The sequence below is a fragment of the Myxococcota bacterium genome (assembly GCA_040387835.1).
Lineage (GTDB): Bacteria > Myxococcota > UBA727 > UBA727 > JABDBI01 > JAZKCZ01.
The window spans coordinates 216,122-238,367 of the sequence record JAZKCZ010000002.1 but is presented as its reverse complement, the minus strand read 5'-3'; the positions used below and the strand labels follow the sequence as shown (position 1 = coordinate 238,367).

Genomic DNA, 22,246 nt, shown 5'->3' with positions numbered 1-22,246 from the left:
GATGTCTTAAAACAGGAGATTTTTAATATGCGTTTGATGATTTTAACCGCCCTATTTGCAGCTTGTAACTTGCAGGCAGAGATGAAGATCGCTGTTATCGATCTAGAGAAAACCGTTAACAATGTTACGGACGGTCAGGCTGCTAAGGTCAAGCTTCAAGAAGAATTCAAGAAGAAGCAAGAGCTATTAGACAGTAAGCAAGCCGAGTTGAAAAAGCTGCAAGAATCATTTCAGAGCAAAGCAGCCGTCATGACCGAACAAGCTCGTCAAGAAAAAGGCATGGAGCTTCAAACCAAATTTGGTGAGGCCCAGCAGCTTTATGCAACCATGCAAGAAGAAATGGTCAAAAAGCAACGCGATGTCATGGGTGATATCATCAAAAAAGCAAACCCCATTATCCAAGACATTGCTAAGGCTGAAGGCTATAGCGTGGTGCTAAACAAAAACGAAGCAACCGTTTTGTACGTGACGCCTGAGCTAGATATCACCAACACCGTCATCAAACGCTACAATACCGCCAATCCAGTAAAAGCTAAAAATCAAAAAACGATTAAAGCTAAGTGATTTAAAAAGTCTTCTCCCAAAGCGATGGTATTTTCCAGTGCACCATGAGGCCCAGCAATGTAGATTTGCTGAGGGGAAATACCTGCTTTGAGATAGGCAAAGATGTCAGTGGTATCATTGCCATAGGCCCTTTCGATAATAAATCCCAGCGCCTTTAGGCCTAATAGACGATTGGCTTTAAATTCCCCCACATTGCTATTGCTAGGCACAATCTCTTGCAGAGACTGCCCCAATATAAGCGTTCCGTCTGAATACCCACTCTCTGCAAGAAAATGCCTGGTGTAGTTTGTTAAAACATAGTGACGGCCAGTAAGATATAGTATTTCTAAGCCCATTTTTTTTACTTTTTGAGTGGCTTCCACTGAGCCATTTCGTAACGACTGATTAACGTTGGAGTGGGTTAGGGTGCCATCAATATCGAATACTGCCAATTTGGTTCCTTCCTTGAGAATACGCAGTGTGAGATTGGTGAGCGTATTGTCCCCGACCACTTTTGCCCAAATCCTAAATGAGCCTTCTTTGGGCAAATGCGCCGCAGAGAATTTTTGACTCACGCGTCCATCGGCATTGGTTTTAAAAGATCCAAGATGTTGAAGTTTATTTGAGCAAGTATCAATCCAGATTTCGATTTCTTCATCAATTAAATCTGTGCTGAGCGGGCCATACGAGAACTTGGCGTTTAGATCCACGTCATGCCCAATGGTTGTTAAAATATCGGACGAGCTATGATGCGGCGCAAGCCAAGTCAAAGCGCTATTGGCGCGATGGCTAAAACCTTTTGGTGCTTGAAGATTGTCCGGCTCCAGCAAGTTGCAGATACTGAAAGCAAAGCTGCAGGCAGAAAAGCTAAGGAGAAAAAATTTTAAGCTCATATGCCGTAGGTAGCCAGTAGCACATGAATTTGGCGCTAAGCACGAGGAGAGCGCACAGCACAATGACAAAGCCTTGTCGGGGTTGATGATGCCTGATCATTTCAAAACCAGTGGGTTTGGCAAACATAAATACACCGAGACGGGCAACCGGAATCATCGATACCACAATGGCCAAAACGATGAGCGCCAATAGCCAAGGCATTCCAAATTGATGCGCCGATTCGGCCAATTGCAAATAAATCCAAAATCCCAGCGTAAGCGGTGCGCCAGCCAACGAACTTAGAATAAAAAGCCAGCTTAAGCCCACGTACGGATGTTTGCGCCCCGCACCCGCATAGTCTTCCCAGTTTTTTTCCGAACTGTTGGCGTGCTTCCAAAACCTGACGCCCGCGAACGCCCCCGGGGTTGCTAAAGCGATATGCAGAAAGAATATTTCAACCCTAGGCACTTTGAACAGACACAAAAGCAATAACACACCAACTTGGGTCATGCATAAATATGCAATCGAGCGCCCGATGCGTTGCTGATCCAAGGCCAAAAATGGCGGAATGAGCACCGAAGCGCCAGCAAAACTAAGGAGCACTTGTTGCAGTCTCATATCAAGGCCGGCATTGGTCATTTGCACCATAAACGAGCCAACGCCAATCAACATCGAGCCCAGTAACAAGACCGAAGCAAAGGGTGGCGCACCATCTAAATAATCGACATGCACATTAAAAAATGGCGTAGCGCCAATGAGTAACAATAAAGAAATCCAAGTAACACAAAGCCCGAGCTTGGCATTTTGCCCCTGCGAAATTGTGATCGCCAGACACAGCAAACAGAAAACGAATAGCGCCAAAATAACAAACTTAACAGCAATCTCCGATGCAATCCGTTTGTTGCCTCGAAACGCGGTCAGACCAACCAACAGCATGTTACTTAACGAGCTCAGTATCGTCAGTTGAACCAAATTGGTGGTCACGCTAATCCAGAGAAGCAGAGCGTATATCACTAAAATTAAGGCATAGGCTTCGCTCCTTTTCGATTTGGAATACTGCAGTTGAGAAGTATATAAAAGGATGCTCATGAGCGCTACGATGGTACACGCCGCCAGCGAGACTGGCCGCGCAGCAAACTCCGGCGAGGGTAGCAAAAAATAAACCGCACCACCAACGCTTAAAATACCAGTCAACACAATATGATTTTTAGTTTCAATCCAGCTCAAAGACTCCAATACCAGACATGTAAACGCAGCGGCCAAGAGTATGATGAGCGCTATTGTCATTGTTTACACACCAACCAGATAACGGTCGTGCCGGCAAGGGCAATGTTAAGATAACGAATTTTAGGTTTATCTAGGAAATACAACCAAGTCATCGAATTAACCATCCCTAAGAGACACAGTGGCATCCCAAGCGGATGCTTTTTAAGAATGAGGGCGATACAAAGAGGACTTTGTGCCATAAATAGATAGATGGCCCGCTGCCGCCTGCTTCTTTCCATCAAAAAAAGCATTGCGGCAAATAAAGCACTGCCCATGCAAATGACCTCCAAGATATCAAGCCTTGGACACGGTAGCGGCACTTTTGATAGCAAAGAAATGCCAATAGGCACCATACTGCCCAAAAGCAAAATCATCACCTCTGTAGGGCAATTATAAAAAACCGTCCGGGCATAAGGCGAGGCCACGAGAAAAAGAGTACGCGCTAAACAGGGCAGAAGCACAATCCAATAAGCAGCAGGATGCGACACCGAAAGAGAAAAATAGGCGCTCAAATCGATAACTAGGAAAAAAATAATGCTTTGATAAGAAGTACTCCCCTTATAAAGGCCGCCCGTTTGAAGAATCATAAAGAACATCATCACGACATGCAGATACGCAAAAAGTAGCGCTAACTGAAAATTGCCGCTAACAATCGAGGCCGTCGACAGCGCAATTAAAAGCCAGTTTTCTGTCTTAACGCCAAGCAAAACCAAGATTTGAACGCTCAGCAAGCTAAAATCAGAAACGCTCAAAAGCCCCTGCCTTTTGAGAAAGACTAGAAAAATAAACCAAAAAATTTGCAGAATAATATTAATAGATTTACGAGCTTCTAAAAACGATGTCGGCGCAAAACTAAGTAATAAAGCAATGCCTGCCGGGATTAGTGGCAGAAACTCAATTCTGAACATAATACCAAACCATCATAAAGAGACCCAGAGCTACAAGCGTGAGCATGCGTTGAATGCCGCCCCAGAAGAATAAGCGTAACGCAAATCGAACCAAGCTAATTAGAATCACTGGCAGCAGAATCCATAAAAAATAGATCGCTCTCATAGATTAGCCTCTCAGCTCGCGAATTTCGTCTAAGTGCAGAGTGCCTCTGTTTCTCCAAACAAAGATCACGACAACCGCAAATAGAATGATGAATAGGCCAAAGATAAAACTTAAACTTAAGACAGTGGCAGCCGGCAGTTCCCTTTGCATCCATAACCAAATGCCCAGGTATAAAAGCGCAAAAGAAAACCCAATGGCAAAAAGATTTCGCCGCATGAGAATTCCGATAAATCCCAGAAATATTAAACCGAACTCAGTCCACATATTTCCTCGTTAACAATAGAAACGACACGAAAACAAAAAACGAAAAGGGCAAAATCAGCTGCTCTAATCGCAGCTCTGCCACTGCTTCAGCCGAAGCTAAAACGGTGGGATTAAATAGCCAGACCTGCTGAGCAAAAAAGTAGCCCAAGGCAAAAAATAAGCACACATATATCAACTTACTGACTCGAAAACGGCGACGCTGGTGTCTTGGATTGGGTCTAGGGATTAAAAGGGACGTTGTTAAAAGCAATCCGGTAGGAATTAAAAGCGGCCAACAACCCAGAGCCGTCGACAAAATAAGCAAGCAAAGGGCAGCTTGCAGAGAGCTTTTGGCAAAGCTGAGCCAAGCGGCGAGCGCCAATATGACAACTTCAAAAACCATCAAAGATCATTTGTCGCCCTTTCCCGAGAAATCCGCAACTAATTCATGAAAACCATCGATACCTAGACATATGCCAACCTTAAACCCTGTCATACAACAACGAGCCGCTGCCCGCCTTCAACTGCCTCTGACCTCAACGTCTATCGGCGCAAAACCTGACGCCTTAGCAGCTAAGACTCAGACCAGCGCGCTGCTTCAAGGCGTGTCTCTCGCAGACTTGTTTGCGAAAGCGGATGGCATGCAAGCACATGCGCAACCCCAACCCTTGGCTCAGGATTTGCCGTCCCCGCAAGAAGTCTTAGGTAAAGAGACCAGAGAGGCAAAAGAATTTACACATACGCGGGGTTATGCGCCCAGTGCAGCCAGGAATCAGAGACCTGGCCCTGCGCAGCAAAAGTCGATGGTGAATTTGATGACCCAAAAGATGTCGGAAATACAAAAAACGATGTCTTCGCTGCTGGGCGATCCACAGGCGTTTGAAGAGATGGCCCAAACTCTAGGACCCAATGCCTGCTTTGAAGACGTCTTAAGTTTCGTGATGATGAAGATTGCTCGAGAAGAAGAGAAGAAAGTGATGGAGCGAATCTCTATTCTTGAAAACGGTGGTCATCCGGGCGTCAAAGGTTGGGTGTCTCATAAAGCAGCTGACTTAGGAGGCCTAGCAGGTGGCGTCTTAGGGGCGATGAAAGGTGGTGCTGCAGGTGCCGCTGTCGGCCAAGATGTTGGGAAGCGACTCGTTAACTCGTTTTCGGGATATAACTCTGAAGACTCAAGGCAAATTCAGTTTGAAAAGCTAAAACAACAAATGAACAAGCTGAACGAGCTCATGAGCATCATGTCCAATATTTTGGCTAACATGCATCAGACCGCGAAAAATACCATTGGAAATATTCGTGCTTGAGAAGTATGCTGGTACCCATCATGGGTATACTAGCTGGTCTATTACTTCTCTGCATTTTGGTTGTCGTCCACGAATTCGGTCATTTCTGGGTCGCCAAAATGTTAGGCGTCCGAGTTTTGACCTTTTCGGTGGGCTTTGGACCCAAATTAGTTAAAACCGTTCGCGGTGGCACCGAGTACGCCTTAAGCCTGTTTCCTTTCGGCGGCTATGTCAAAATGTTGGGCGAATCGCCCGATGAAGAGCTGACGCCTGAAGAAAAGAAGAAAAGCTTTTTGGGTCAACCCCTTTGGAAAAAATCGCTCATCGCCTTGGCCGGCCCTTTCTTCAACTTAATATTGCCACTGTTTTTGTTTTTCGGTATCGCGGTTGGCTCTCAAGAAATTTACAAACCTGTGATTGGCCAGGTAATTGAAGACAAAGCTGCTTTCAATGCAGGTTTGCATGCTGGCGATTTGGTCTTGGCGATTGATAATAAGCCAATCCAAACCTTCGGCGACCTGGTTAAGCAAGTATCAGCGCATCCGAATCAAAAACTGGCATTTGAAGTTGACAGAGACGGCGAAAAGAAAGTTATCGATGTTACGCCGGACGCTGAGCCGGATCCAAATCCGCTCCATAAAAATAAAACCATCGGTCGCATCGGTGTGGCTTTGGGAGATAATCCGCAAACAGGAAGAATTCAGGTCGGTGTTTTCGAAGCGATGAGACTGGCTGTCGTTCAAACCGTGGATATTATTGAGCTGACTTTGTTGTCACTGTGGATGCTGGTGAGCTTGGAAGTATCTCCGAAGGAATTGGGCGGCCCGCTAATGATTATTGGCGTTGCAAGTCAAGCGGCGACTCAGGGCCTTGCTTACTATTTGCAGCTCATGGCTCTGATCAGCGTTAACTTGGGCTTGCTTAACCTGCTGCCGGTTCCGGTATTAGATGGTGGTCATTTGCTCATGTTTGCGATCGAAGGTGCCACCGGCCGTCCGTTATCTACCCGGGTACGACAAATCCTCACTCAAGCAGGAATGTTCTTGTTGTTAGGTTTGATGGCCCTAGCACTATTCAACGATGTACTCAGGCTCGTTAAGTAAGGGCTTGGCTCCGTCTCTCAAATCTTTCACAAAGTGAGCCATGGCATGGGCATCACGATGCCAGCGATTGTTGTTGGCATAGTAATGCACCTTGCCCTCGTGCGTGTTCCATTGTCCTATTAAATCGCTTTCCCTCACATGGTTGAAAATGAATCTTTCGAGTTCTTCCTGTGCGATTTGCGGCATATTTAAAGTTTCAGATCGAATTTCGGCTGCACCTGGCGCATTGAATGTGTGACACCTGAATTTTGACCTTGGAAACCGGTGATATGCGTCTTGGGCCAATAAGTTAGCCATAATACCGCCATAAGAATGCCCTGTGAAGATAACCGTCGCGCCGTTATGCTTTCGGATCAAGATATTAGATGCTGATTTTAAATCTTCAAATGATTCTTCAAACCAGCCTTGTGACCAGGAGTCCAGAATTTTGCCATAGGGCTTAAGCTTCGATGGGGTCAAATAGTTGACAATTTTTTTGACGATCTTGTTTGAAGAACCGATGCGAGCGTCAGAGATCCAGTTCAATTTGCTGCTGGTTCCCCGTACGACCACGTAAAGCGTGTTGGACTCCTGATTAAAGAATCCTGCTAAGCGATTGGCAAAAAGAGGGTTGTCATGGCTGTGAACGGTCTCAAGCTCCAGGTGCTTCAATGCGCCAGAGACATAAATGCCATCGGCCAGCTCAGCTGCTCGAATAACTTCTAACTGGCTCTGACAAAATGCCTGAAACGAACACAGTGCGGCAATAAATATATACTTCATGGCCGGTTAATATATCATATTCTGCTTAATCGCCCAAATTTAGTGCTTGATCCGTTTTGTTATTAAGCCCTTAAGTTGACGGGCCTCTTCGGACTGCATGACTAAGCTTAAGATGCCGTAGACTAGGATCCCAGCGAAAACAGCGCCACCCATTAGCCCAACATTGGCCAGTGTGGGCCCGCGGGTCCACTCACCGAAGCTGCAAATCTCATACGCAACGAGCCCCATGGTTGCAGCGCAAATTAACTGGCGAGCCATCGACCCGAGCATGCTGCGCACGCCCAGTTTTCCAATCTTAAAGCGAAGGCAAACTAGCAGCAGCATGGTTTGAACGAAACTCGACAAGGTCAACGAAGCCGCCAGCCCAACGACTTCATAGCGCATTAAAGACAGGCCCAGGCAAAAGTTAAGAACCAGCGTAACGCCAGCAATAATCACCGGCGTTTTCATGTCTTTCAGGGCATAGAACGCTTGAACCGTCGTACGAGAAAATGCCACGCTGATTAATCCAGGCGCAAAAGCCATCGTGGCTAGAGCTGTTAAACGCGTACTATGCCAATCATAAGCGCCATGAAAAAATAAGACTGATACAATTGGCAGGCCAATAATTGCCAGCCCAAACGCTGCCGGGAAGGTGATGAAATTGGTCAGCTTCGTTGAAAAATGCCAGGTGTCCACCAACTTTTGCCGATCGATCTTGCCCGACGCCGTGTGTTCGCTCATCGCTGGCAAAGTGGCCGTTGCAATCGAGATGGCAAAAATTCCAAAGGCAACCTGCATCAGCCTATCCGCCGTGCTGTAACAAGTGATTTGTCCCGGCGGCAAGTAACTGCCCAACTGCCTCAAAACCATCAAATTAATTTGATAGATGGCCACCCCAAATACCGAAGGCAATAAAACGCGCATCAGCTTTCTAACAGGCGCGCTATTCCATTGAAACGATGGCCTAAGCAGAAGGCCTCTTTTTGCCAAAGCGGGTGCCTGCGCTAGAAGCTGCAAGATGCCGCCTGAAATAACGCCCGCTGCCAAGGCATAAACCGGTTGGGCAAAGTAGCTGTGCAGACCCCAAGCGCAAGCAATCATGGCCAGATTTAATAAAATTGGTGATGCGGCCGGCGTCATAAAATGCTTATGTGCATTTAAGACGCCCATGCTTAAAGCAACCAAGCTAATGAAAAAAACATAGGCAAACATCCATCGGGTTAGCTGCGTGGCCAAAGCCATTTGCTCTGGTCGTTCTGCAAAGCCGCTTGCAAAAGCATAGACCAAGCCCGAGGCGCCGAGGATGCCCAATAGGACCAGCCCTGTTAGGACAACCAGCAAGATTCCTAAAACAGAACGGTAAAACTGCTTCGCAGCCTCTAAACCTTGCTGGCTGCGAACTTCGGTATACACGGGGATAAAGGCGACCGTTAAAGCGCCTTCAGCGACAAAACTGCGCAAAGTATTAGGGATCGTAAAAGCGATGTTAAAGGCATCCATGACCGCTGTCGCGCCGAATAGATGTGCTGTCACCATATCTCTGGCAAGGCCAGCAAAACGCGAAATAGCGGTACATAGCGCCACGATGCCTGCGTGCTTGGTGAGTTGGGCAAAAGCAGTTGGTTCGCCTTTAGACAATATGGGAGAAATCTCGCCTTCGACTTCAGGAACTATATTATTGGTGGGATTCATTCATTAAAGCTCTACTATAGATAGGGACCAAATAAAAATCCCCCCTGCCTTTGCTTGCGCAAGGAGCAGGGGGGATGCGAGGAGGGATGATTACTCGCCGGTTACGTTAAAGCCCTTAAGAGCTTCGCCGAGGGTTCCCATGCTGCTTTTCACAGGTTTCGCTGCTGCAGCGCTTTGCTGTGCCAAGTAGGTGCGGTAATCAAAGCCTTTTTCTGCTTTTTTCACTGCCTTCATGGACAGACCGATCTTGCGTTCTTCAGGATCCACATCGATGATCATGACTTCGACTTCATCGCCTGGCTTCACGAATTCATGTGCGTTTTCTATATGTTCTTCGGCAAATTCAGAAACATGGCAAAGACCGTCAATACCTGGTTCGATTTCAATAAATGCACCGAAATCAGTTACCTTGGAAACGGTTCCCTTCACGCGAGCACCACGTGGGTACACATGTGGGATACGTCCCCATGGATCTTCGTGTAGTTGCTTAATACCAAGTGAGAAACGTTCGTTTTCCACATCGATATTCAGAACCACTGCCTCGACTTCGTCAGCTTTTTGGAAGATTTCAGAAGGATGCTTGACGCGATGTGTCCAGGACAAATCGCTGATATGTACCAAGCCGTCGATGCCTTCTTCGATGCCGATGAAGATACCGAAATCAGTGATGTTGCGGACAGCGCCACGGATAACCGTTCCAACTGGGTATTTCTCTTCAAGCAGGCTCCATGGATTTGGTTCCACTTGCTTCATACCGAGGGAGATACGTTTGCTTTCTTGGTCAATATCCAAAACAACCGCATTTACTTGATCGCCAATGTTCACGATCTTGGATGGGTGCTTGACGCGCTTGGTCCATGACATTTCAGACACGTGGATCAAACCTTCAACACCTGGTTTCAGTTCGATAAATGCGCCGTAGTCTGTGAGAGAAACCACTTTGCCGGATACTTGAGTTCCCACTGGGAATTCTTGCTGAACGGACAACCATGGATCTTCTTGGATTTGCTTAATGCCCAAAGAAACACGTTCGTGTTCTGGGTCATATTTAAGCACTTTAACTTTGACCACGCTGCCAACTTGAAAGAGCTCGGATGGGTTTTGAATACGACCCCAGCTCATATCGGTGACGTGCAACAATCCGTCAACGCCGCCCAAATCAACGAACGCGCCATAATCGGTCATGTTCTTGATGATACCGTCCAATACCGCACCTTCAGACAAGTGCTGCAGAGTCATTCCGCGCTTTTCTTCGCGTTCTTTCTCTAGCAATGCTCTACGACTGAGGACAATATTGCCGCGTTTACGGTTAAATTTGATAACTTTGAACTGGAACCGCTCGCCAATCATTTTGTCTAAATTGCGGATTGGTCTCAAATCAACTTGGCTTCCTGGCAAAAATGCCCGAACGCCGATGTCAACTTGAAGGCCACCTTTAACGCGGCCTGTTACGGTTCCTTCTACAATTTCGTTTCTCTCGCAGGCAAGTGAGATATCATCCCATACCTTCACGCGATCTGCTTTGTCTTTGCTTAGAATCAGACGGCCGGAGTCATCTTCACGTGACTCAACCATCACATCAACACGCTCGCCAACTTTAATTTGGATTTCACCATTGATGCTTGGAAACTCATCGGCAGGGATTAATCCTTCCGATTTGTAGCCGATATCGACCGAGATAAAATCTTTATTAATAGCCAGTACGGTAGCAGAGACAATTTCGCCTTCGAGAACTTCGTCTCGGGCGTAGCTTTCGTTTAGCAAATCCTCAAATGATAGGGTTTCTTCTTGGGTTCTCACTCAAATTCCTTTAAGATGACCGAATTAAATTCGTCATGAACGGGTTTCGTGACTAGTACTTATGCCATTATGCAAACGAAGACAAGACGGTTAATTCAGCCTATTTGGAATACCTTGGACGCCTATTTTAGCCCTTATTCGGCTACAGGTTTACTCCTATGCGTCAGCGGCGGGTCTGACTCCAGAGCCCTCATGGAAGCGGTGGCTCATTGGCCCGGCAGATTTGAGCGTATCTATGTTGCAAGTGTGGACCATGCCACCCGGTCAGAAACACCTTTCGAAGCCAGCGCTGTTTGTGCGCGTGCGAAAGCTTTAGGTTTTGATAGCCACAGGCTAACTTTACTGCCTAGTGAGAAAAAAGACGAAGCAAGCCTAAGGCAGCGCCGCTACGATGCCATCTGGCAGTTAGCCCAAGAGCTAGGCGTAAGTGCCATCGCGACCGCGCACACCCAGGACGACCAAGCTGAAAGCTTCGTTATGGATCTCATGGGCCTAGGCGGCGGACCCGAAGGCGCGGGCATGCTTGCAATCTCACCCCCCTTTGAAAAAGGGGGGCAGGGGGGATTTCGCATTATCCGTCCACTACTAAACTTCTCCCGCGCCTACCTCATCGCAGTCCTAACTGCCCTTAATGTTAACGACTATTTCGTAGACCCCACGAACCTCAAAGGCGAAGGCCGCCGCGTCCAAGTACGCGATTTCTTAGCCCTTCACCAAGCGCCGAAGCCCCGCCTGGCGCTTCTGGCTGAAAAAAGGCGTCTGGACATGGATGCTTTGAAGACTTTGTCGGAAGACTTAGTTTCTATCGAGCCCGATCAAGTTAAAGTTAGGCTCCCCGCGAATATCTCTGAGTCCATCAAATTTCAGGCCTTAAAAATCGGCTTAAGCAAATTTCTGCCGTATAACGATAACCGGTCTGCAGGTCAGGTACTAGCGCAGATTGCTCATATGGATTCCGAAAAAAAGACCTTTGACATTTCCGGTTGTAAAATATCGGTTTGCAACCAACAGGCAACTTTTAGCCTTCACGGTTTTAGTTCAAACTGATCCCAATCCTGCGGGCCAATATAGAGCGCTCTAATCATACCATCGGGCCCAATAAGCAGCGTTTCCGGAAACTGCGAGATTCCATATAGACTGGCAACTTGATGTTTAAGGTCTAAAAGCACTGGAAACCCAGGTCTTTGAGGTCCGAAGAATCGCTCCACATCCGCTTTGGTTGAATCCACAGCCACTGCCAAGATAACCAGGTCTTTTACCCGTTTACTTAGATTGGCTAACAATGGCATTTCCGCTCTGCAGGGCTCGCACCAAGTTGCCCAGAAATGGAGCAGCACGGTTTTCCCTTTAAGCTTCGAAAGTTGCACATCATCCAGCATGAAATCAGGTGCTGCTTTGGGCGTTACATCGATTTGCTGCATATACAATTGATCGCGCTTATATAGCTGAAAGGCGATCAGGCAGCCGATGAGTGTGAGAGCGAACCAAAAGAAGATGGCTTTGGCAGTTTCTAAGTTCATAACTTCCTCTGGATATCTTTAAAAAGATTCCACTGACTTTGCGCTCTAAGCCAATTGTGATCGGCTCGGCATTCAAATCTTTCTGGGTCCCACTTCCAATAATGATCTTCGAAAATGTCTATTAGAAAGCGAGCGCAAAGCTCGAGGGGGATAAGCTTGATGCCTGCTTTTAACGAGTTTCGCTCAGCCTTGCTCCAGAGCTTCCAAGCGTGTTCTTTGTAGCCTTCCAGAGCCGCCCGATAGACTTCCATATCAAAGGCGGTAACAGCTTGATTTTCACCTAACGGGTTACACCAGGATCGAAATGCGTCTCCCATTTCGATAGGCCAGGGCATCTTGCCCAGTGTATCAAGATCGATCAGGCAGTCCGCCTCCTGCTTGGAATCGAAAATAATATTGCTGATTTTTAAATCGCCGTGGCTATGTCTCGCTGGCATTGCCCAGAGATCGGGCAGTGACCTGGCTTCTTTGATTAGCTCATGAGCGATGCCTGAAACAGATTCAAACAGAGGATGCGCACTGCCTTCTTTGAGGTTGCGCTCCAGCCTCTCCAAATAGGCAGGAGTATTATGCACATTGCTTCGAACGGACTGGTATTCATAATCAAATTCAGACAACGCTTTATGAAAGCGCCCTACCAGTTGGCCGGCCGAAAAGCCAAGTTCGGGATTTTTAACTTCGTCAAAGGTATGGCCTTCCACATAGGTAAGCATTCGCCAACACTGACTCTCTTCCAATGCCCAAAGATCGCCAGAATCGGTTTTTAGAAGCTTTTGGGTGTGAAAATGATGCTGCGCTAAATAATCGGTGACGTTTAAAATATCAACGTTCACTTCAGGTGCGAAAACTGGGTGAAGCTTTTGAAGAACACCAAAGCCGTTGTTCAGCTTCACCTTATAAGTCTGGTTAATATTGCCGACGGTAATTAATTCCGGTTGCCCGGGTTCAAGATGCTGCCAAGACTTTAGAATATTCATGAAAGGCTAATCCATGCGCATGAGCGACTGCTTCATAAGTAAGATAGCCTTGATGCGTGTTCAATCCCAGTGCAAAGTGCGGATTTTGTTTGCATGCTTCTACTAGACCTACACCTGCAAGCAAACGCAAGTAGGGCAAAGTGGCCTGCGCCAATGCAAAAGTGCTGGTGCGTGCAACGGCGCCAGGCATGTTTGCAACACCGTAGTGAATAATGCCGTCGACTTCGAAAATCGGGTTATCATGGGTGGTTGGTCGCATGGTTTCCACACACCCGCCCTGATCTACGGCAACATCTACAATGGCTGAGCCTTTGCCCATTTGCCCAATAAGCTCGCGAGTCACCAATTTGGGCGCTTTTGCACCTGCGATTAAAACCGCGCCGATCACGAGATCGGCATCCATGACTGCCTCGGCGATACTATATGGGGTTGAATATAGCGCTTGTAAACGCTCAGAGAAAATATGGTCTAAGTATTCAAGGCGATCGGTGTTTGTATCGAGTAGTCTCACTACCGCGCCCATTCCGATAGCCACTTTGGCCGCCTGCAGGCCTACAACGCCACCTCCTAAAATCGTAACCTTTGCTCTAGGCACGCCTGTGACGCCTCCAAGCAATAGGCCTTTGCCACCTTGGTGCTTTTCTAAACACCATGCGCCTACTTGAATCGACATCCGGCCTGCCACTTCGCTCATGGGTTTGAGGAGCGGTAAGGTATGGCCAACCTGAATGGTTTCATAGGCAACAGCAGAAACCTTCTTTGCCAATAGCGCTTCGGTGAGTTCTATGTTTGCTGCAAGATGCAGGTAGGTGTAAAGAATTTGCCCAGCGCGCATCAGAGGATATTCAGATGGCACGGGCTCTTTCACTTTACAGATGATCTGAGAGCGTTCCCAAACTTCTTCGGCAGAATCAATTATTTCTGCACCAACAGCTTGGTATTGTTCATTTGAAATGCCAGATCCAATTCCGGCATTTTTTTGTATTAATATGGTATGTCCGTCGGCAGTTAAGGCTTTGACTGCAGCTGGAACAAGTCCAACACGGTATTCTTTTACTTTAATTTCCGACGGACAACCAATAATCATATTATTAAACTTTCTTTACGACAATTTGATCTTTTTGGAACACAACAGAAACGACTTCGCCTTTATCGATTTGAAGAGCAGCCAAGGGCAAGCGTAGGAAAGGTCCGCTTGTCTTGATTTGCTGAGCACGATAAATACGTTCTTGACCTGGTGTTGGTGCAGTTCTGCCGCGGATTCCGGTTCCAAGATTTTCTCGGATCCATTTTTCAAGTCCTGCAACTTCGCGGCCGCTTTCTTTCAAATTGGTTAGTGCGCGGCGAATAGTAATCCCTGAAGCTTTTCCTTCCTTATGAAGTCTAGCTATAGAGTTCACGCCATCCATTAAGTACGCAATCTGAATGTCTTTGAACGAGACGGTAGAACGTTTTTTTCTTTGTTTTGCCACTGTTGTTATCCTCTTTTGGAAAGTCCGATAAGAAACCAGACTTAAGCTGACTTTTCAAGTGAAAAAAGCCCCTCTTGTTAAAAATGTTGGAAGTATTATGATATAGGCTCGATGAAAACGACTCATTGTGCCACTTGTGGTCAATCGACGGATAAGACCTTTTGCTCGCAGCGTTGTCAGATGATTGACCTCGGCAGTTGGCTTTCGGGTCGTTACGCAATCCCAGCAGAACAAGGAGATGACGAAAATGGAGAATTTGGAAGCGATCACACTGACCCCAAAAGCAGTGGAAATGGCGAAAATGGCCCTAGCCGAAACGAATGGTGAAGAAGGCAGCTGCCTAAGAATCAGCGTCCAAGGCGGCGGCTGCTCCGGTTTTAAATACGGCCTAAGCTTTTCGGACCCTGTAGATGACGGCAATGAACTAATCTGCGAATACGACGGCCTCAAAGTCATCACCGATGTATTCACTGCAACCCAGATTCCTGGAACAGTTGTGGATTACGAAGAAGGCCTAAACGGCGCGGGCTTTAAATTCGTGAACCCAACCGCAAAGCGAACTTGCGGCTGCGGTTCTAGCTTTGGCTGAGTTAGATATGGCGTCTGTCTAAGACACCTTGAAACTCATCAATCTTTTGCAGGTATGTAGGTAGACCGGCGCCCCTGACGTTGGATACCTTAAACCCTCCTGCCAGCAATTGGTCCTCTAATTTGTAGTTTTCGATTAACTGCTCTAAGGCGGCATCTGATAGATCTTTGTAGGTACGTTCCGTCTCCTGATTGGACTGGATAAGTTTTTTTGCGGCTTCTCGATGTCTATAATTGCGCCAATTCCAGGGAACTAGGGCTTTGAGCTCAGCATGGCTACTTCGCATCGTGTTAAGAACGGTCGCTTTTTCAGCTTCGGGTCTTAATAAAACACGCAGCCTGCGGATTTCTGTAATTTGGGTTTGCCTTGCTGCTAGAGTGCTTGGATTTGATTGTTGTAAGAGACTCTGTTCCAGTTCTAGTAGCGCGGAATTAAGATAGATGGCGTCGTTTCCCTCCGCTGCCCCCACTTGGGGCTTGATTAAACCGAGAACTTTATCGCTAATTTTTTGGATATTTTCCAATATATCAAGGTGAGAACCTCGAACCCCAGCGCCTAATTGCGTATGAAGGTTGGCTAAATCTTTCAATCCTGCGTCTATGATATGATGGCTAGGATTAAGGGGTGGTTGGGTTGGATGTCTATCCCCTACGGTCTTGGCGGTTCGCTGGCGGTACGTTCCTTTGCCGATATGATCATCGACGACGTGGGTTTGATCGCTTGTTTTTAGATGCTTATCGAAATCTATAACGAGATTCGTGGTTTTTTGAATTTCATCTAATATTTGGAGTTGAGCTGAGATATCGTTGTTGGCTGCCGCAATATCGTATTTATCGGCCAATAGTTTAGCCTGGTTTTTATTCTCCGCGTCAGGATGATTCGCCATGCCACGTACGGTTAACTGGAGTTTGTCGGTGTTAAACAAAGTATTAAAATGTTTGCTTGTGTCTGCCTGATCGCTTTTGTATGCAGAGTATCCTGAAACAGCGCCAGCAATTGCCGTAACCACTAAACTTAGTCCGCCGGTAAAAGGTGCCATGACAACTCCAGCGGCCGCAATTAACCCGGCTGCTACTGCTGTCCGTGGGATTGACGAGCTTGCCCCCTTCATAATGGCCTGAAGGGTGCGTGGAGGGGCATCCGGATCCACTTGGACTGAAGGGATGACCGCCGTATTCACAGCTGCTACAGGGACTGCCGTTCCGAGCGGATCCAGTTCTTCGACTTCATCCGGAGTTCCGGCTGGTTTCCGGGAGACTTTGGCAGCAGGCCGCGGAGAAGGCCCTGGCGGAAGTGCGGGCGGAGACCCCGAATTGTCTGGCATTCTAGTCCGCGCTGCTTCGTCAACTTGGACAAATGTTGGTCGTACCATTTTGAGAATCCTCCATGCTATATTAAATATACACTATTTTGTGGAATAAATTGGTGGACTCACTTGTGTTGAAATCATGACTTGGTGGTACAAGCAGCGGGACCGGCTTTTATCTGAGGCGAATGAAACGCCTTTATACGTATATAGCCAAAGTACGCTTCAAGCAGCTGCGGATGATCTTAAGAGGCTGAAAGCGATAACGCAGGTCTTCTTTGCGCTTAAAGCAAACGACCACGCTGATATCCTCAGAGAGTTTGAGGCATTAAACTTAGGCTTTGAATGCGTCTCGCAAGCTGAGTTAGAACGCGTATTCGAGCTTTTTCCGCGTTTGGACGCTGCAAGAGTTTTGTTTACGCCTAATTTCGCGCCTGCGGCTGAGTATGCATATGCTTTTGAGCGGCATTGTCATGTGACTTTGGATAGCTTGTACCCATTTGTGCATTGGGCGGATTTGATTCGGGGGCAAGCGGTATTTCTGCGGATTGATCCAGGGCAAGGGCGGGGGCATCATCAGCATGTTCGGACTGCTGGTGCTGGATCTAAGTTTGGTATCGGGCTTAACGAGGTTGATCAGGCGTTGGCTTTGGCGAAAAAGGGCGATGTTCGCATTGTGGGTCTTCATGCGCATGCGGGAAGCGGCATTTCGGATCCGGGGCATTGGGGGCAGATGGCGCAGATGCTGGTAGAGGTTGCTCGGAGGATGCCGGATGTATCAGTGATTAATCTTGGCGGGGGCCTCGGGCTTGATATCGATTGCGAACATCTTAATGACGCGCTGAAGCCGGTTTGTATGGCGAATCCTCAGTATCAATATTGGCTGGAACCAGGCCGCTATTTGGTGGCCGGGGCTGGCGTTTTGCTTACCCGGGTGACGCAGATTAAGGAAAAGGCAGGGGTTTTATTTATTGGCGTGGATACGGGGATGAATTCGCTCATTCGACCGGCTCTGTATGGGGCTTATCATGAGATTGTGAATCTTTCTAAATTAGACAGGCCGAATGAGATCACTGCCCATGTGGTAGGGCCGATTTGTGAATCGGCTGATTTTTTGGGTTATGACCGGCTTTTGCCTAGGACTGAAGCAGGGGACGTGCTGCTCATTACGCAGGCTGGGGCTTATGGGCGCACCATGGCTTCACATTACAATCGGCGTGCTCCCGCTGGCGAGTATTTTTTGAAGGCGTGCTGAGGCTATTTTTAGCTTTTCTAGGTCAATGCCGGTTTCGTAGCCCATGCTGCTGAGCATGTTGACCAGCTTTTCTGTTTCTACATTGCCTTTAGCGCCTGGGGCGTAGGGGCAGCCGCCGATGCCACCGGCGGAAGAATCGAAAGAACGGATGCCTAACTCTAAGGCAACATAGATATTGGCTAGGGCCATGCCTTGAGTGTCATGGAAATGCATGCCCAGTTTTTCTTTGGGAAATTCTTTGAGCAGCGTGTTGAGTAGTTCATGAGTTTGCTTTGGGTTGCCTACACCGATGGTGTCGCTGATGCTGAGTTCATAAGCGCCTAGTTCGTAAAAAGCTTGAGCCCATTTCATGACGGCTGAAACGGGTGTTTTGCCTTCGTAAGGACAGCCGAAGGCGCAGGAAATGTAGGCTCTAAAGGGCATGCCATCAAGCTTGGCTTGTGCAATCACTTCTTTATAGCGCGCAAATGCTTCTTCGGTGCTGGCGTTCAGATTTTTTTGGTTATGGCTTTGGGTCACGGCCAATATTAAGGATACTTCGTCAATGCCAAAGCGCTTGGCTTGTTCGTAGCCTTTTAGATTCGGGACTAGCGCGGCATGGGTAATGGCTGGCTTTTTGATTAGCTGGGCGGCGAGTTCAGCGTGGTCAGCCAATGGGGGTATCCAGCGTTTAGATACGAAAGCGGTGACTTCAATGCGAGACAGGCCCGCTTCTTCTAAGCCTTGGATGAATTGCAGCTTTTGCTCTGTGGGTACGAAGCATTTTTCGTTCTGTAGGCCATCTCTAGGGCCTACTTCCATTATTTTGACAAAATTAGACATGGGCTGCGATGACCAAACGCTGGATTTCACTGGTGCCTTCATAGATTTCAGTGATGCGGGCGTCCCGATAATGCCGTTCGACGGGGAATTCGGTGACGTAACCGTTGCCGCCAAAGATCTGCATAGCTTGGTGCGCAACAAAAGTTGCTGTTTCGGAAGCGGCGAGTTTGGCCATAGCGGCTTCTTTTGTGAAGCGAACATGTTTGTCTTTATAACACGCGGCTTTCCAAGTGAGCAGGCGCGCGCTTTCGATGCGCAAGGCCATGTCGGCCAGTTTGTTTTGGATCGACTGTAATTTGAAAATTGGTTTACCGAAAGCTTGGCGCTCTTTGGCGTAAAACGCAGCTTCTTCTAACGCAGCTTGGGCGATGCCTAGCGCTTGGCCAGCGATGCCGATGCGGCCACCGTCCAAAGTTGCCATGGCGATTTTGAAACCGTGGCCCTCTTCACCGAGCAGGCTTTCTTTGGGGATTAAGCAGTCTTCGAAGATTAAATTGCAGGTGGATGAAGCCCGGATGCCAAGCTTTTCTTCTTTTTTGCCGAGCGTCAGACCGGGGGTGGGCATGGGGACGACGAATGCGGAGATGCCCTTATTACCTGCCCTGGCATCGGTGGTGGCAAAGACGATGGCGGCGTTGGCTTCGTAACCGTTGGTGATCCAGGCTTTGGTGCCGTTTAATACGTAGCCTTTCTCTGTCTTAACAGCTGTCGTTTTGGCAGCGGCAGCATCCGAGCCGTTGCCTGGTTCGCTTAGAGCGAAGCATCCAAGCTTTTGTCCTGAAGCGTAGTCTTTTAGGAAATGCTCTTTGAGATGGCTTGAACCATATTTATAAATGGGATCGCAAAAGAGTGAGTTGTTCACGCTCATGATCACGCCGCATGAGGCGCATCCGCGAGAAATCTCCTCCATGGCAATGGCATAAGCTAGTGCGTCCAGGCCAGCGCCGCCTTCGGAATCCGGGATGAATACGCCCATCAAACCTAGCTCGCCCAGCGCCTTGATTTGCGCTTTTGGATAAGCGTGTTTTGCGTCCAATTCGGCTGCGACAGGCTTTAGCTGATTGGTAGCGAAATCACGGCAAGTTTTGCGGAGCAATTCGTGGGTTTCAGACAAATCAAACATAAGAAAAAACTCCTCGGCCTGATTTTTTTCCAAGCCATCCCGCGTCGACGTACTGCTTTAGCAGAGGGCAGGGCTTTTTGTCCATGGTTTCCAGGATCCATACGCAAGTATCCAGGCCAATAAAATCTGCCAGCGCGAGTGGACCCATTGGGTGATTTGCACCTAAACGCATGGTGGTGTCAATGTCTTCAGCGCTCGCAAGATTTTCCTGCAGCGCAAAAAATGCCTCGTTAATCATCGGCATCAGAATGCGATTGGCGATAAATCCTGGCATGTCTTTGGAAGTGGTGGTGATTTTGCCAAGCGCCTGAGCGGTTTGTTGAACCGTTTGATAGGTCTCATCCGAAGTTTGCAGGCCGCGAATTAGCTCTACCAGCTTCATCACGGGCACTGGATTCATAAAATGCATGCCCATGACGCGCTCAGGATTTTTGGTCCATCCTGCAATTTTGGTGATGGAAATAGAGGACGTATTGCTGGCAAGGATGGTCTTGGGCCTAGATAGCTCATCCAATTTAATGAATAGCTCTCGCTTTAAGTCTTCTTGTTCGGGTATTGCTTCAATGATCAGGTCGCACCCGGCCAACTCTTCTAAAGTTACAAAATCAGGTTTGCGAATACTTGGGTCTGTTTTTCGATCGAAATAGCCTTGGGCCTTCATACGAGCGGCGGGCGATTCTTCGAAAATATACGTTTCAAAGCTACTTTGAGCGCAGACGAGCGCTATCCCTGCTCCCATCTGTCCGGAACCTATAACGCCAATCTGTTTGATCATAAGGACTTAGCTTTCACTTTTAAGAAAATTGGGCAAGAGCGTTGACTGGGTTTGGTTGCATGAAATATTATATTAATTATGAAGGTAATATTTTGTTCAATTTTTACTTTTTTAATTCTTAGTTGCTCGAAAAGTAACCCAGGTGCTCCACCTGGCCCACCTGTTACACCGCCTTCACAACCCGGAGCTTGTACGGCTAATTTGGCAGTCGCGGGCACCGGTTCTCCAAGTGGAACGCCCGATTGGACTTATGATTTCACTCAGCAACAGGCGCTGGATACTAGAATATGGACGCCAGAAGTAACTATGTCTGGTGAAGGTAACTTTGAATTCGAAGCTTATCTAAATAGCCCAGGAAATATCGCCTTCGATCCCGTCAATGGTTTATCAATCAAAGCTGATTTGATGCAAAAACATGTACTGGGATCGGGCGAAACCTTGGCAAATAATGGCAATCCTGAAACGCAGTTTTCATTGGCGGCGGTATTAGGCTGCGGTAGAAGCTCAATTACGGAAAGCCCAAATAATATTGGAGATATTTGTCAAGGTGTGATTGGAAATTGGAGCTTTAGTACCGATAGCATTGGTTCAAATATTGCTTGCACGGACAATGGCGCGGCAGATGGGTTGACGTATGATGGATGTGGTAGTGGTAGCGGATATAATGGTGGTGGAGGTATTGGCAATGGGCTGCCTAAAAGTCCGGCAACTGTTAACACCGCCTTGGTTGCCCCAACAAGTCACACCCCTGCTGGTACGATTATTGCACCTGTAACTTCAGCCCGGATTTCTACGAAGTCTGCACAAAAACCAGCCTCTGGCTATGATGTTTCCAAAGGTTTTTTATATGGCAGGATTGAAATCGTGGCCAAAATCCCGAAAGGAGACTGGCTCTGGCCAGCCATCTGGATGATGCCTCTCAATCAGACGGGATCTATTGGTCTTACAACGCCGCTAGGTGCTGGCGCGTATGGTGTTTGGCCTCGAAGCGGTGAAATAGACATTCTAGAATCTAGAGGTAATACGGCGAGCTGTTCGGAAGCCTATATTAATGCCAACGGCGGGGCATTTGGCGGCGTGCAGTCTTACGCTTCAACGCTGCACTGGGGACCAGTTTATAGCGAAAACGCGTTTATTAAGACCCATACAGAGTATTACGCTGACAAGGGATATGCGACTCCTGTAACGGCAACGGCGCCAACACTTGACCAAGATTTTCATACTTATGGCCTGAGATGGAGCCCACAAGGAATTTACACTTACATTGATAACGACTCCAACCATGTGTTAGAGGTGGATTTCAGTAAACGAAGTTTCTATCAGCGAGGCACTTCGGCTTCGACGAATTGCTTACAGAAATATGCAAAACAAAGTGGGGTCAATACGGCAGCGGGCTCATGCCAAACGATAGCAAATGACGCTGGCAGCAGTGCCTGGTCAGACAACCCTTGGTCTAAAGTAAGTTGCAACGAAAATGCTGCTCCGTTTGATCAACCATTTATATTGATCATGAATTTAGCAGTCGGTGGCACAGCCGGCGAGGGAACCTCTGCCTATTTCCCTGATGGCTATTGCCAAAAACCATGGCATAATCCGTTAGGCCCCACCGACACATGGAGCTATCCCGTTGCCAATTTTTTCAGTGCTATTAACGGCGCAAATTCCTTTTCGGGCCCCGGCTACGGTGGCTGGATGCCGAGCTGGAGCGCACCAACCTTGCAAGTTAAGACTGTTAAATATTGGACCGAATCTAATGCGGGTGCGTTTGGTACATTGAGCCCGAACGCTAGTTGATTGCAACCGATAT

25 protein-coding genes are annotated in these 22,246 nt (G+C 47.7%); 8 read left to right on the top strand and 17 right to left on the bottom strand.

Annotation, left to right across the window (positions count from 1 at the left end):
* Positions 1-27: 27 nt before the first annotated feature.
* On the top strand, positions 28-564 hold the full coding sequence (locus V4534_03830; protein ID MES2503987.1) for an OmpH family outer membrane protein: 537 nt from the start codon (positions 28-30) through the stop codon (positions 562-564).
* On the opposite strand, the gene V4534_03825 is transcribed toward V4534_03830, so the two are convergent.
* The 6 genes from V4534_03825 to V4534_03800 are packed head-to-tail and all read right to left on the bottom strand — an operon-like array spanning position 540 to position 4,384.
* Complete coding sequence (locus tag V4534_03825) at positions 540-1,436, bottom strand: HAD hydrolase family protein (protein ID MES2503986.1); 897 nt, start codon at positions 1,434-1,436, stop codon at positions 540-542. The two genes, V4534_03830 and V4534_03825, sit on opposite strands and share 25 nt — an antisense overlap.
* Positions 1,411-2,703: a proton-conducting transporter membrane subunit gene (locus tag V4534_03820; protein MES2503985.1), complete on the bottom strand. Its 1,293-nt coding sequence runs from the start codon at positions 2,701-2,703 to the stop codon at positions 1,411-1,413. The genes V4534_03825 and V4534_03820 overlap by 26 nt, the downstream gene beginning before the upstream one ends.
* Positions 2,700-3,590: a hypothetical protein gene (locus V4534_03815; protein ID MES2503984.1), complete on the bottom strand. Its 891-nt coding sequence runs from the start codon at positions 3,588-3,590 to the stop codon at positions 2,700-2,702. The genes V4534_03820 and V4534_03815 overlap by 4 nt, the downstream gene beginning before the upstream one ends.
* Entirely contained in the window at positions 3,577-3,735 is a 159-nt protein-coding gene (locus tag V4534_03810) for a hypothetical protein (GenBank protein ID MES2503983.1), read from the bottom strand. Before V4534_03810 ends, V4534_03815 begins: the two co-directional genes overlap by 14 nt.
* 3 nt (positions 3,736-3,738) lie before the next feature.
* The gene (locus V4534_03805) at positions 3,739-3,951 is read right to left on the bottom strand and encodes a hypothetical protein (GenBank protein MES2503982.1); all 213 of its coding nucleotides are present in this window, start codon (positions 3,949-3,951) and stop codon (positions 3,739-3,741) included.
* A 37-nt stretch (positions 3,952-3,988) separates the two neighbouring features.
* On the bottom strand, positions 3,989-4,384 hold the full coding sequence (locus tag V4534_03800) for a hypothetical protein (GenBank protein ID MES2503981.1): 396 nt from the start codon (positions 4,382-4,384) through the stop codon (positions 3,989-3,991).
* Between the two features lie 67 nt (positions 4,385-4,451).
* Between V4534_03800 and V4534_03795 the strand changes: the two genes are divergently transcribed.
* Positions 4,452-5,282: a hypothetical protein gene (locus tag V4534_03795; protein MES2503980.1), complete on the top strand. Its 831-nt coding sequence runs from the start codon at positions 4,452-4,454 to the stop codon at positions 5,280-5,282.
* Positions 5,283-5,302: 20 nt separating this feature from the next.
* Positions 5,303-6,364 (top strand): RIP metalloprotease RseP, encoded by a 1,062-nt coding sequence (gene rseP, locus V4534_03790; GenBank protein MES2503979.1) that lies wholly within the window; start codon positions 5,303-5,305, stop codon positions 6,362-6,364.
* On the opposite strand, the gene V4534_03785 is transcribed toward rseP, so the two are convergent.
* The 3 genes from V4534_03785 to V4534_03775 form a co-directional block, all read right to left on the bottom strand.
* A complete protein-coding gene (locus V4534_03785; GenBank protein MES2503978.1) occupies positions 6,332-7,126 on the bottom strand; it encodes a hypothetical protein in 795 nt (264 codons plus the stop codon). The two genes, rseP and V4534_03785, sit on opposite strands and share 33 nt — an antisense overlap.
* Before the next feature lie 39 nt (positions 7,127-7,165).
* A complete protein-coding gene (murJ, locus tag V4534_03780; protein ID MES2503977.1) occupies positions 7,166-8,800 on the bottom strand; it encodes a murein biosynthesis integral membrane protein MurJ in 1,635 nt (544 codons plus the stop codon).
* Positions 8,801-8,890: 90 nt separating this feature from the next.
* Positions 8,891-10,600, bottom strand: a complete 1,710-nt coding sequence (locus V4534_03775; protein ID MES2503976.1) for a 30S ribosomal protein S1 — start codon at positions 10,598-10,600, stop codon at positions 8,891-8,893.
* 69 nt (positions 10,601-10,669) lie between these two features.
* On the opposite strand from V4534_03775, the gene tilS reads away from it, so the two are divergent.
* The gene (gene tilS / locus V4534_03770; GenBank protein ID MES2503975.1) at positions 10,670-11,647 is read left to right on the top strand and encodes a tRNA lysidine(34) synthetase TilS; all 978 of its coding nucleotides are present in this window, start codon (positions 10,670-10,672) and stop codon (positions 11,645-11,647) included.
* On the opposite strand, the gene V4534_03765 is transcribed toward tilS, so the two are convergent.
* The 4 genes from V4534_03765 to V4534_03750 are packed head-to-tail and all read right to left on the bottom strand — an operon-like array spanning position 11,626 to position 14,569.
* On the bottom strand, positions 11,626-12,120 hold the full coding sequence (locus V4534_03765) for a TlpA disulfide reductase family protein (protein MES2503974.1): 495 nt from the start codon (positions 12,118-12,120) through the stop codon (positions 11,626-11,628). The genes tilS and V4534_03765 overlap by 22 nt on opposite strands.
* Positions 12,117-13,097 carry an aminoglycoside phosphotransferase family protein gene (locus V4534_03760; GenBank protein ID MES2503973.1) on the bottom strand — a complete coding sequence of 327 codons (981 nt, stop codon included), beginning with the start codon at positions 13,095-13,097 and terminating at the stop codon, positions 12,117-12,119. The genes V4534_03765 and V4534_03760 overlap by 4 nt, the downstream gene beginning before the upstream one ends.
* The gene (ald, locus tag V4534_03755; GenBank protein ID MES2503972.1) at positions 13,066-14,184 is read right to left on the bottom strand and encodes an alanine dehydrogenase; all 1,119 of its coding nucleotides are present in this window, start codon (positions 14,182-14,184) and stop codon (positions 13,066-13,068) included. Before ald ends, V4534_03760 begins: the two co-directional genes overlap by 32 nt.
* A gap of 4 nt (positions 14,185-14,188) precedes the next feature.
* Positions 14,189-14,569, bottom strand: coding sequence for a hypothetical protein (locus tag V4534_03750; protein ID MES2503971.1), 381 nt, complete (start codon positions 14,567-14,569; stop codon positions 14,189-14,191).
* A gap of 111 nt (positions 14,570-14,680) precedes the next feature.
* On the opposite strand from V4534_03750, the gene yacG reads away from it, so the two are divergent.
* Entirely contained in the window at positions 14,681-14,896 is a 216-nt protein-coding gene (gene yacG, locus V4534_03745) for a DNA gyrase inhibitor YacG (protein ID MES2503970.1), read from the top strand.
* Positions 14,817-15,158, top strand: coding sequence for an iron-sulfur cluster assembly accessory protein (locus tag V4534_03740; GenBank protein ID MES2503969.1), 342 nt, complete (start codon positions 14,817-14,819; stop codon positions 15,156-15,158). The genes yacG and V4534_03740 overlap by 80 nt, the downstream gene beginning before the upstream one ends.
* A gap of 1 nt (position 15,159) precedes the next feature.
* On the opposite strand, the gene V4534_03735 is transcribed toward V4534_03740, so the two are convergent.
* Positions 15,160-16,530, bottom strand: a complete 1,371-nt coding sequence (locus V4534_03735) for a hypothetical protein (GenBank protein MES2503968.1) — start codon at positions 16,528-16,530, stop codon at positions 15,160-15,162.
* Positions 16,531-16,606: 76 nt separating this feature from the next.
* Here V4534_03735 and V4534_03730 point away from each other — a divergent pair, with 76 nt between their 5' ends.
* On the top strand, positions 16,607-17,719 hold the full coding sequence (locus V4534_03730; protein ID MES2503967.1) for a hypothetical protein: 1,113 nt from the start codon (positions 16,607-16,609) through the stop codon (positions 17,717-17,719).
* On the opposite strand, the gene V4534_03725 is transcribed toward V4534_03730, so the two are convergent.
* The 3 genes from V4534_03725 to V4534_03715 are packed head-to-tail and all read right to left on the bottom strand — an operon-like array spanning position 17,666 to position 20,439.
* Positions 17,666-18,541: a hydroxymethylglutaryl-CoA lyase gene (locus V4534_03725; GenBank protein ID MES2503966.1), complete on the bottom strand. Its 876-nt coding sequence runs from the start codon at positions 18,539-18,541 to the stop codon at positions 17,666-17,668. The two genes, V4534_03730 and V4534_03725, sit on opposite strands and share 54 nt — an antisense overlap.
* Entirely contained in the window at positions 18,534-19,664 is a 1,131-nt protein-coding gene (locus V4534_03720; GenBank protein ID MES2503965.1) for an acyl-CoA dehydrogenase, read from the bottom strand. The genes V4534_03725 and V4534_03720 overlap by 8 nt, the downstream gene beginning before the upstream one ends.
* Positions 19,657-20,439 carry a 3-hydroxyacyl-CoA dehydrogenase NAD-binding domain-containing protein gene (locus V4534_03715; GenBank protein MES2503964.1) on the bottom strand — a complete coding sequence of 261 codons (783 nt, stop codon included), beginning with the start codon at positions 20,437-20,439 and terminating at the stop codon, positions 19,657-19,659. Before V4534_03715 ends, V4534_03720 begins: the two co-directional genes overlap by 8 nt.
* 78 nt (positions 20,440-20,517) lie before the next feature.
* On the opposite strand from V4534_03715, the gene V4534_03710 reads away from it, so the two are divergent.
* Entirely contained in the window at positions 20,518-22,233 is a 1,716-nt protein-coding gene (locus V4534_03710) for a family 16 glycosylhydrolase (GenBank protein MES2503963.1), read from the top strand.
* The last annotated feature ends 13 nt before the right edge of the window (positions 22,234-22,246 follow it).

What these genes read in the sequence shown, in the direction of transcription:
- V4534_03830 (MES2503987.1), top strand. Translation starts at nt 28, where the DNA reads ATGCGTTTGATGATTTTAACCGCCCTATTTGCAGCTTGTAACTTGCAG.
- V4534_03825 (MES2503986.1), bottom strand. Translation starts at nt 1,436, where the DNA reads ATGAGCTTAAAATTTTTTCTCCTTAGCTTTTCTGCCTGCAGCTTTGCT.
- V4534_03820 (MES2503985.1), bottom strand. Translation starts at nt 2,703, where the DNA reads ATGACAATAGCGCTCATCATACTCTTGGCCGCTGCGTTTACATGTCTG.
- V4534_03815 (MES2503984.1), bottom strand. Translation starts at nt 3,590, where the DNA reads ATGTTCAGAATTGAGTTTCTGCCACTAATCCCGGCAGGCATTGCTTTA.
- V4534_03810 (MES2503983.1), bottom strand. Translation starts at nt 3,735, where the DNA reads ATGAGAGCGATCTATTTTTTATGGATTCTGCTGCCAGTGATTCTAATT.
- V4534_03805 (MES2503982.1), bottom strand. Translation starts at nt 3,951, where the DNA reads ATGCGGCGAAATCTTTTTGCCATTGGGTTTTCTTTTGCGCTTTTATAC.
- V4534_03795 (MES2503980.1), top strand. Translation starts at nt 4,452, where the DNA reads ATGCCAACCTTAAACCCTGTCATACAACAACGAGCCGCTGCCCGCCTT.
- rseP (MES2503979.1), top strand. Translation starts at nt 5,303, where the DNA reads ATGGGTATACTAGCTGGTCTATTACTTCTCTGCATTTTGGTTGTCGTC.
- V4534_03785 (MES2503978.1), bottom strand. Translation starts at nt 7,126, where the DNA reads ATGAAGTATATATTTATTGCCGCACTGTGTTCGTTTCAGGCATTTTGT.
- murJ (MES2503977.1), bottom strand. Translation starts at nt 8,800, where the DNA reads ATGAATCCCACCAATAATATAGTTCCTGAAGTCGAAGGCGAGATTTCT.
- tilS (MES2503975.1), top strand. Translation starts at nt 10,670, where the DNA reads ATGCAAACGAAGACAAGACGGTTAATTCAGCCTATTTGGAATACCTTG.
- V4534_03765 (MES2503974.1), bottom strand. Translation starts at nt 12,120, where the DNA reads ATGAACTTAGAAACTGCCAAAGCCATCTTCTTTTGGTTCGCTCTCACA.
- V4534_03760 (MES2503973.1), bottom strand. Translation starts at nt 13,097, where the DNA reads ATGAATATTCTAAAGTCTTGGCAGCATCTTGAACCCGGGCAACCGGAA.
- ald (MES2503972.1), bottom strand. Translation starts at nt 14,184, where the DNA reads ATGATTATTGGTTGTCCGTCGGAAATTAAAGTAAAAGAATACCGTGTT.
- yacG (MES2503970.1), top strand. Translation starts at nt 14,681, where the DNA reads ATGAAAACGACTCATTGTGCCACTTGTGGTCAATCGACGGATAAGACC.
- V4534_03740 (MES2503969.1), top strand. Translation starts at nt 14,817, where the DNA reads ATGGAGAATTTGGAAGCGATCACACTGACCCCAAAAGCAGTGGAAATG.
- V4534_03735 (MES2503968.1), bottom strand. Translation starts at nt 16,530, where the DNA reads ATGGTACGACCAACATTTGTCCAAGTTGACGAAGCAGCGCGGACTAGA.
- V4534_03730 (MES2503967.1), top strand. Translation starts at nt 16,607, where the DNA reads ATGACTTGGTGGTACAAGCAGCGGGACCGGCTTTTATCTGAGGCGAAT.
- V4534_03725 (MES2503966.1), bottom strand. Translation starts at nt 18,541, where the DNA reads ATGTCTAATTTTGTCAAAATAATGGAAGTAGGCCCTAGAGATGGCCTA.
- V4534_03720 (MES2503965.1), bottom strand. Translation starts at nt 19,664, where the DNA reads ATGTTTGATTTGTCTGAAACCCACGAATTGCTCCGCAAAACTTGCCGT.
- V4534_03715 (MES2503964.1), bottom strand. Translation starts at nt 20,439, where the DNA reads ATGATCAAACAGATTGGCGTTATAGGTTCCGGACAGATGGGAGCAGGG.
- V4534_03710 (MES2503963.1), top strand. Translation starts at nt 20,518, where the DNA reads ATGAAGGTAATATTTTGTTCAATTTTTACTTTTTTAATTCTTAGTTGC.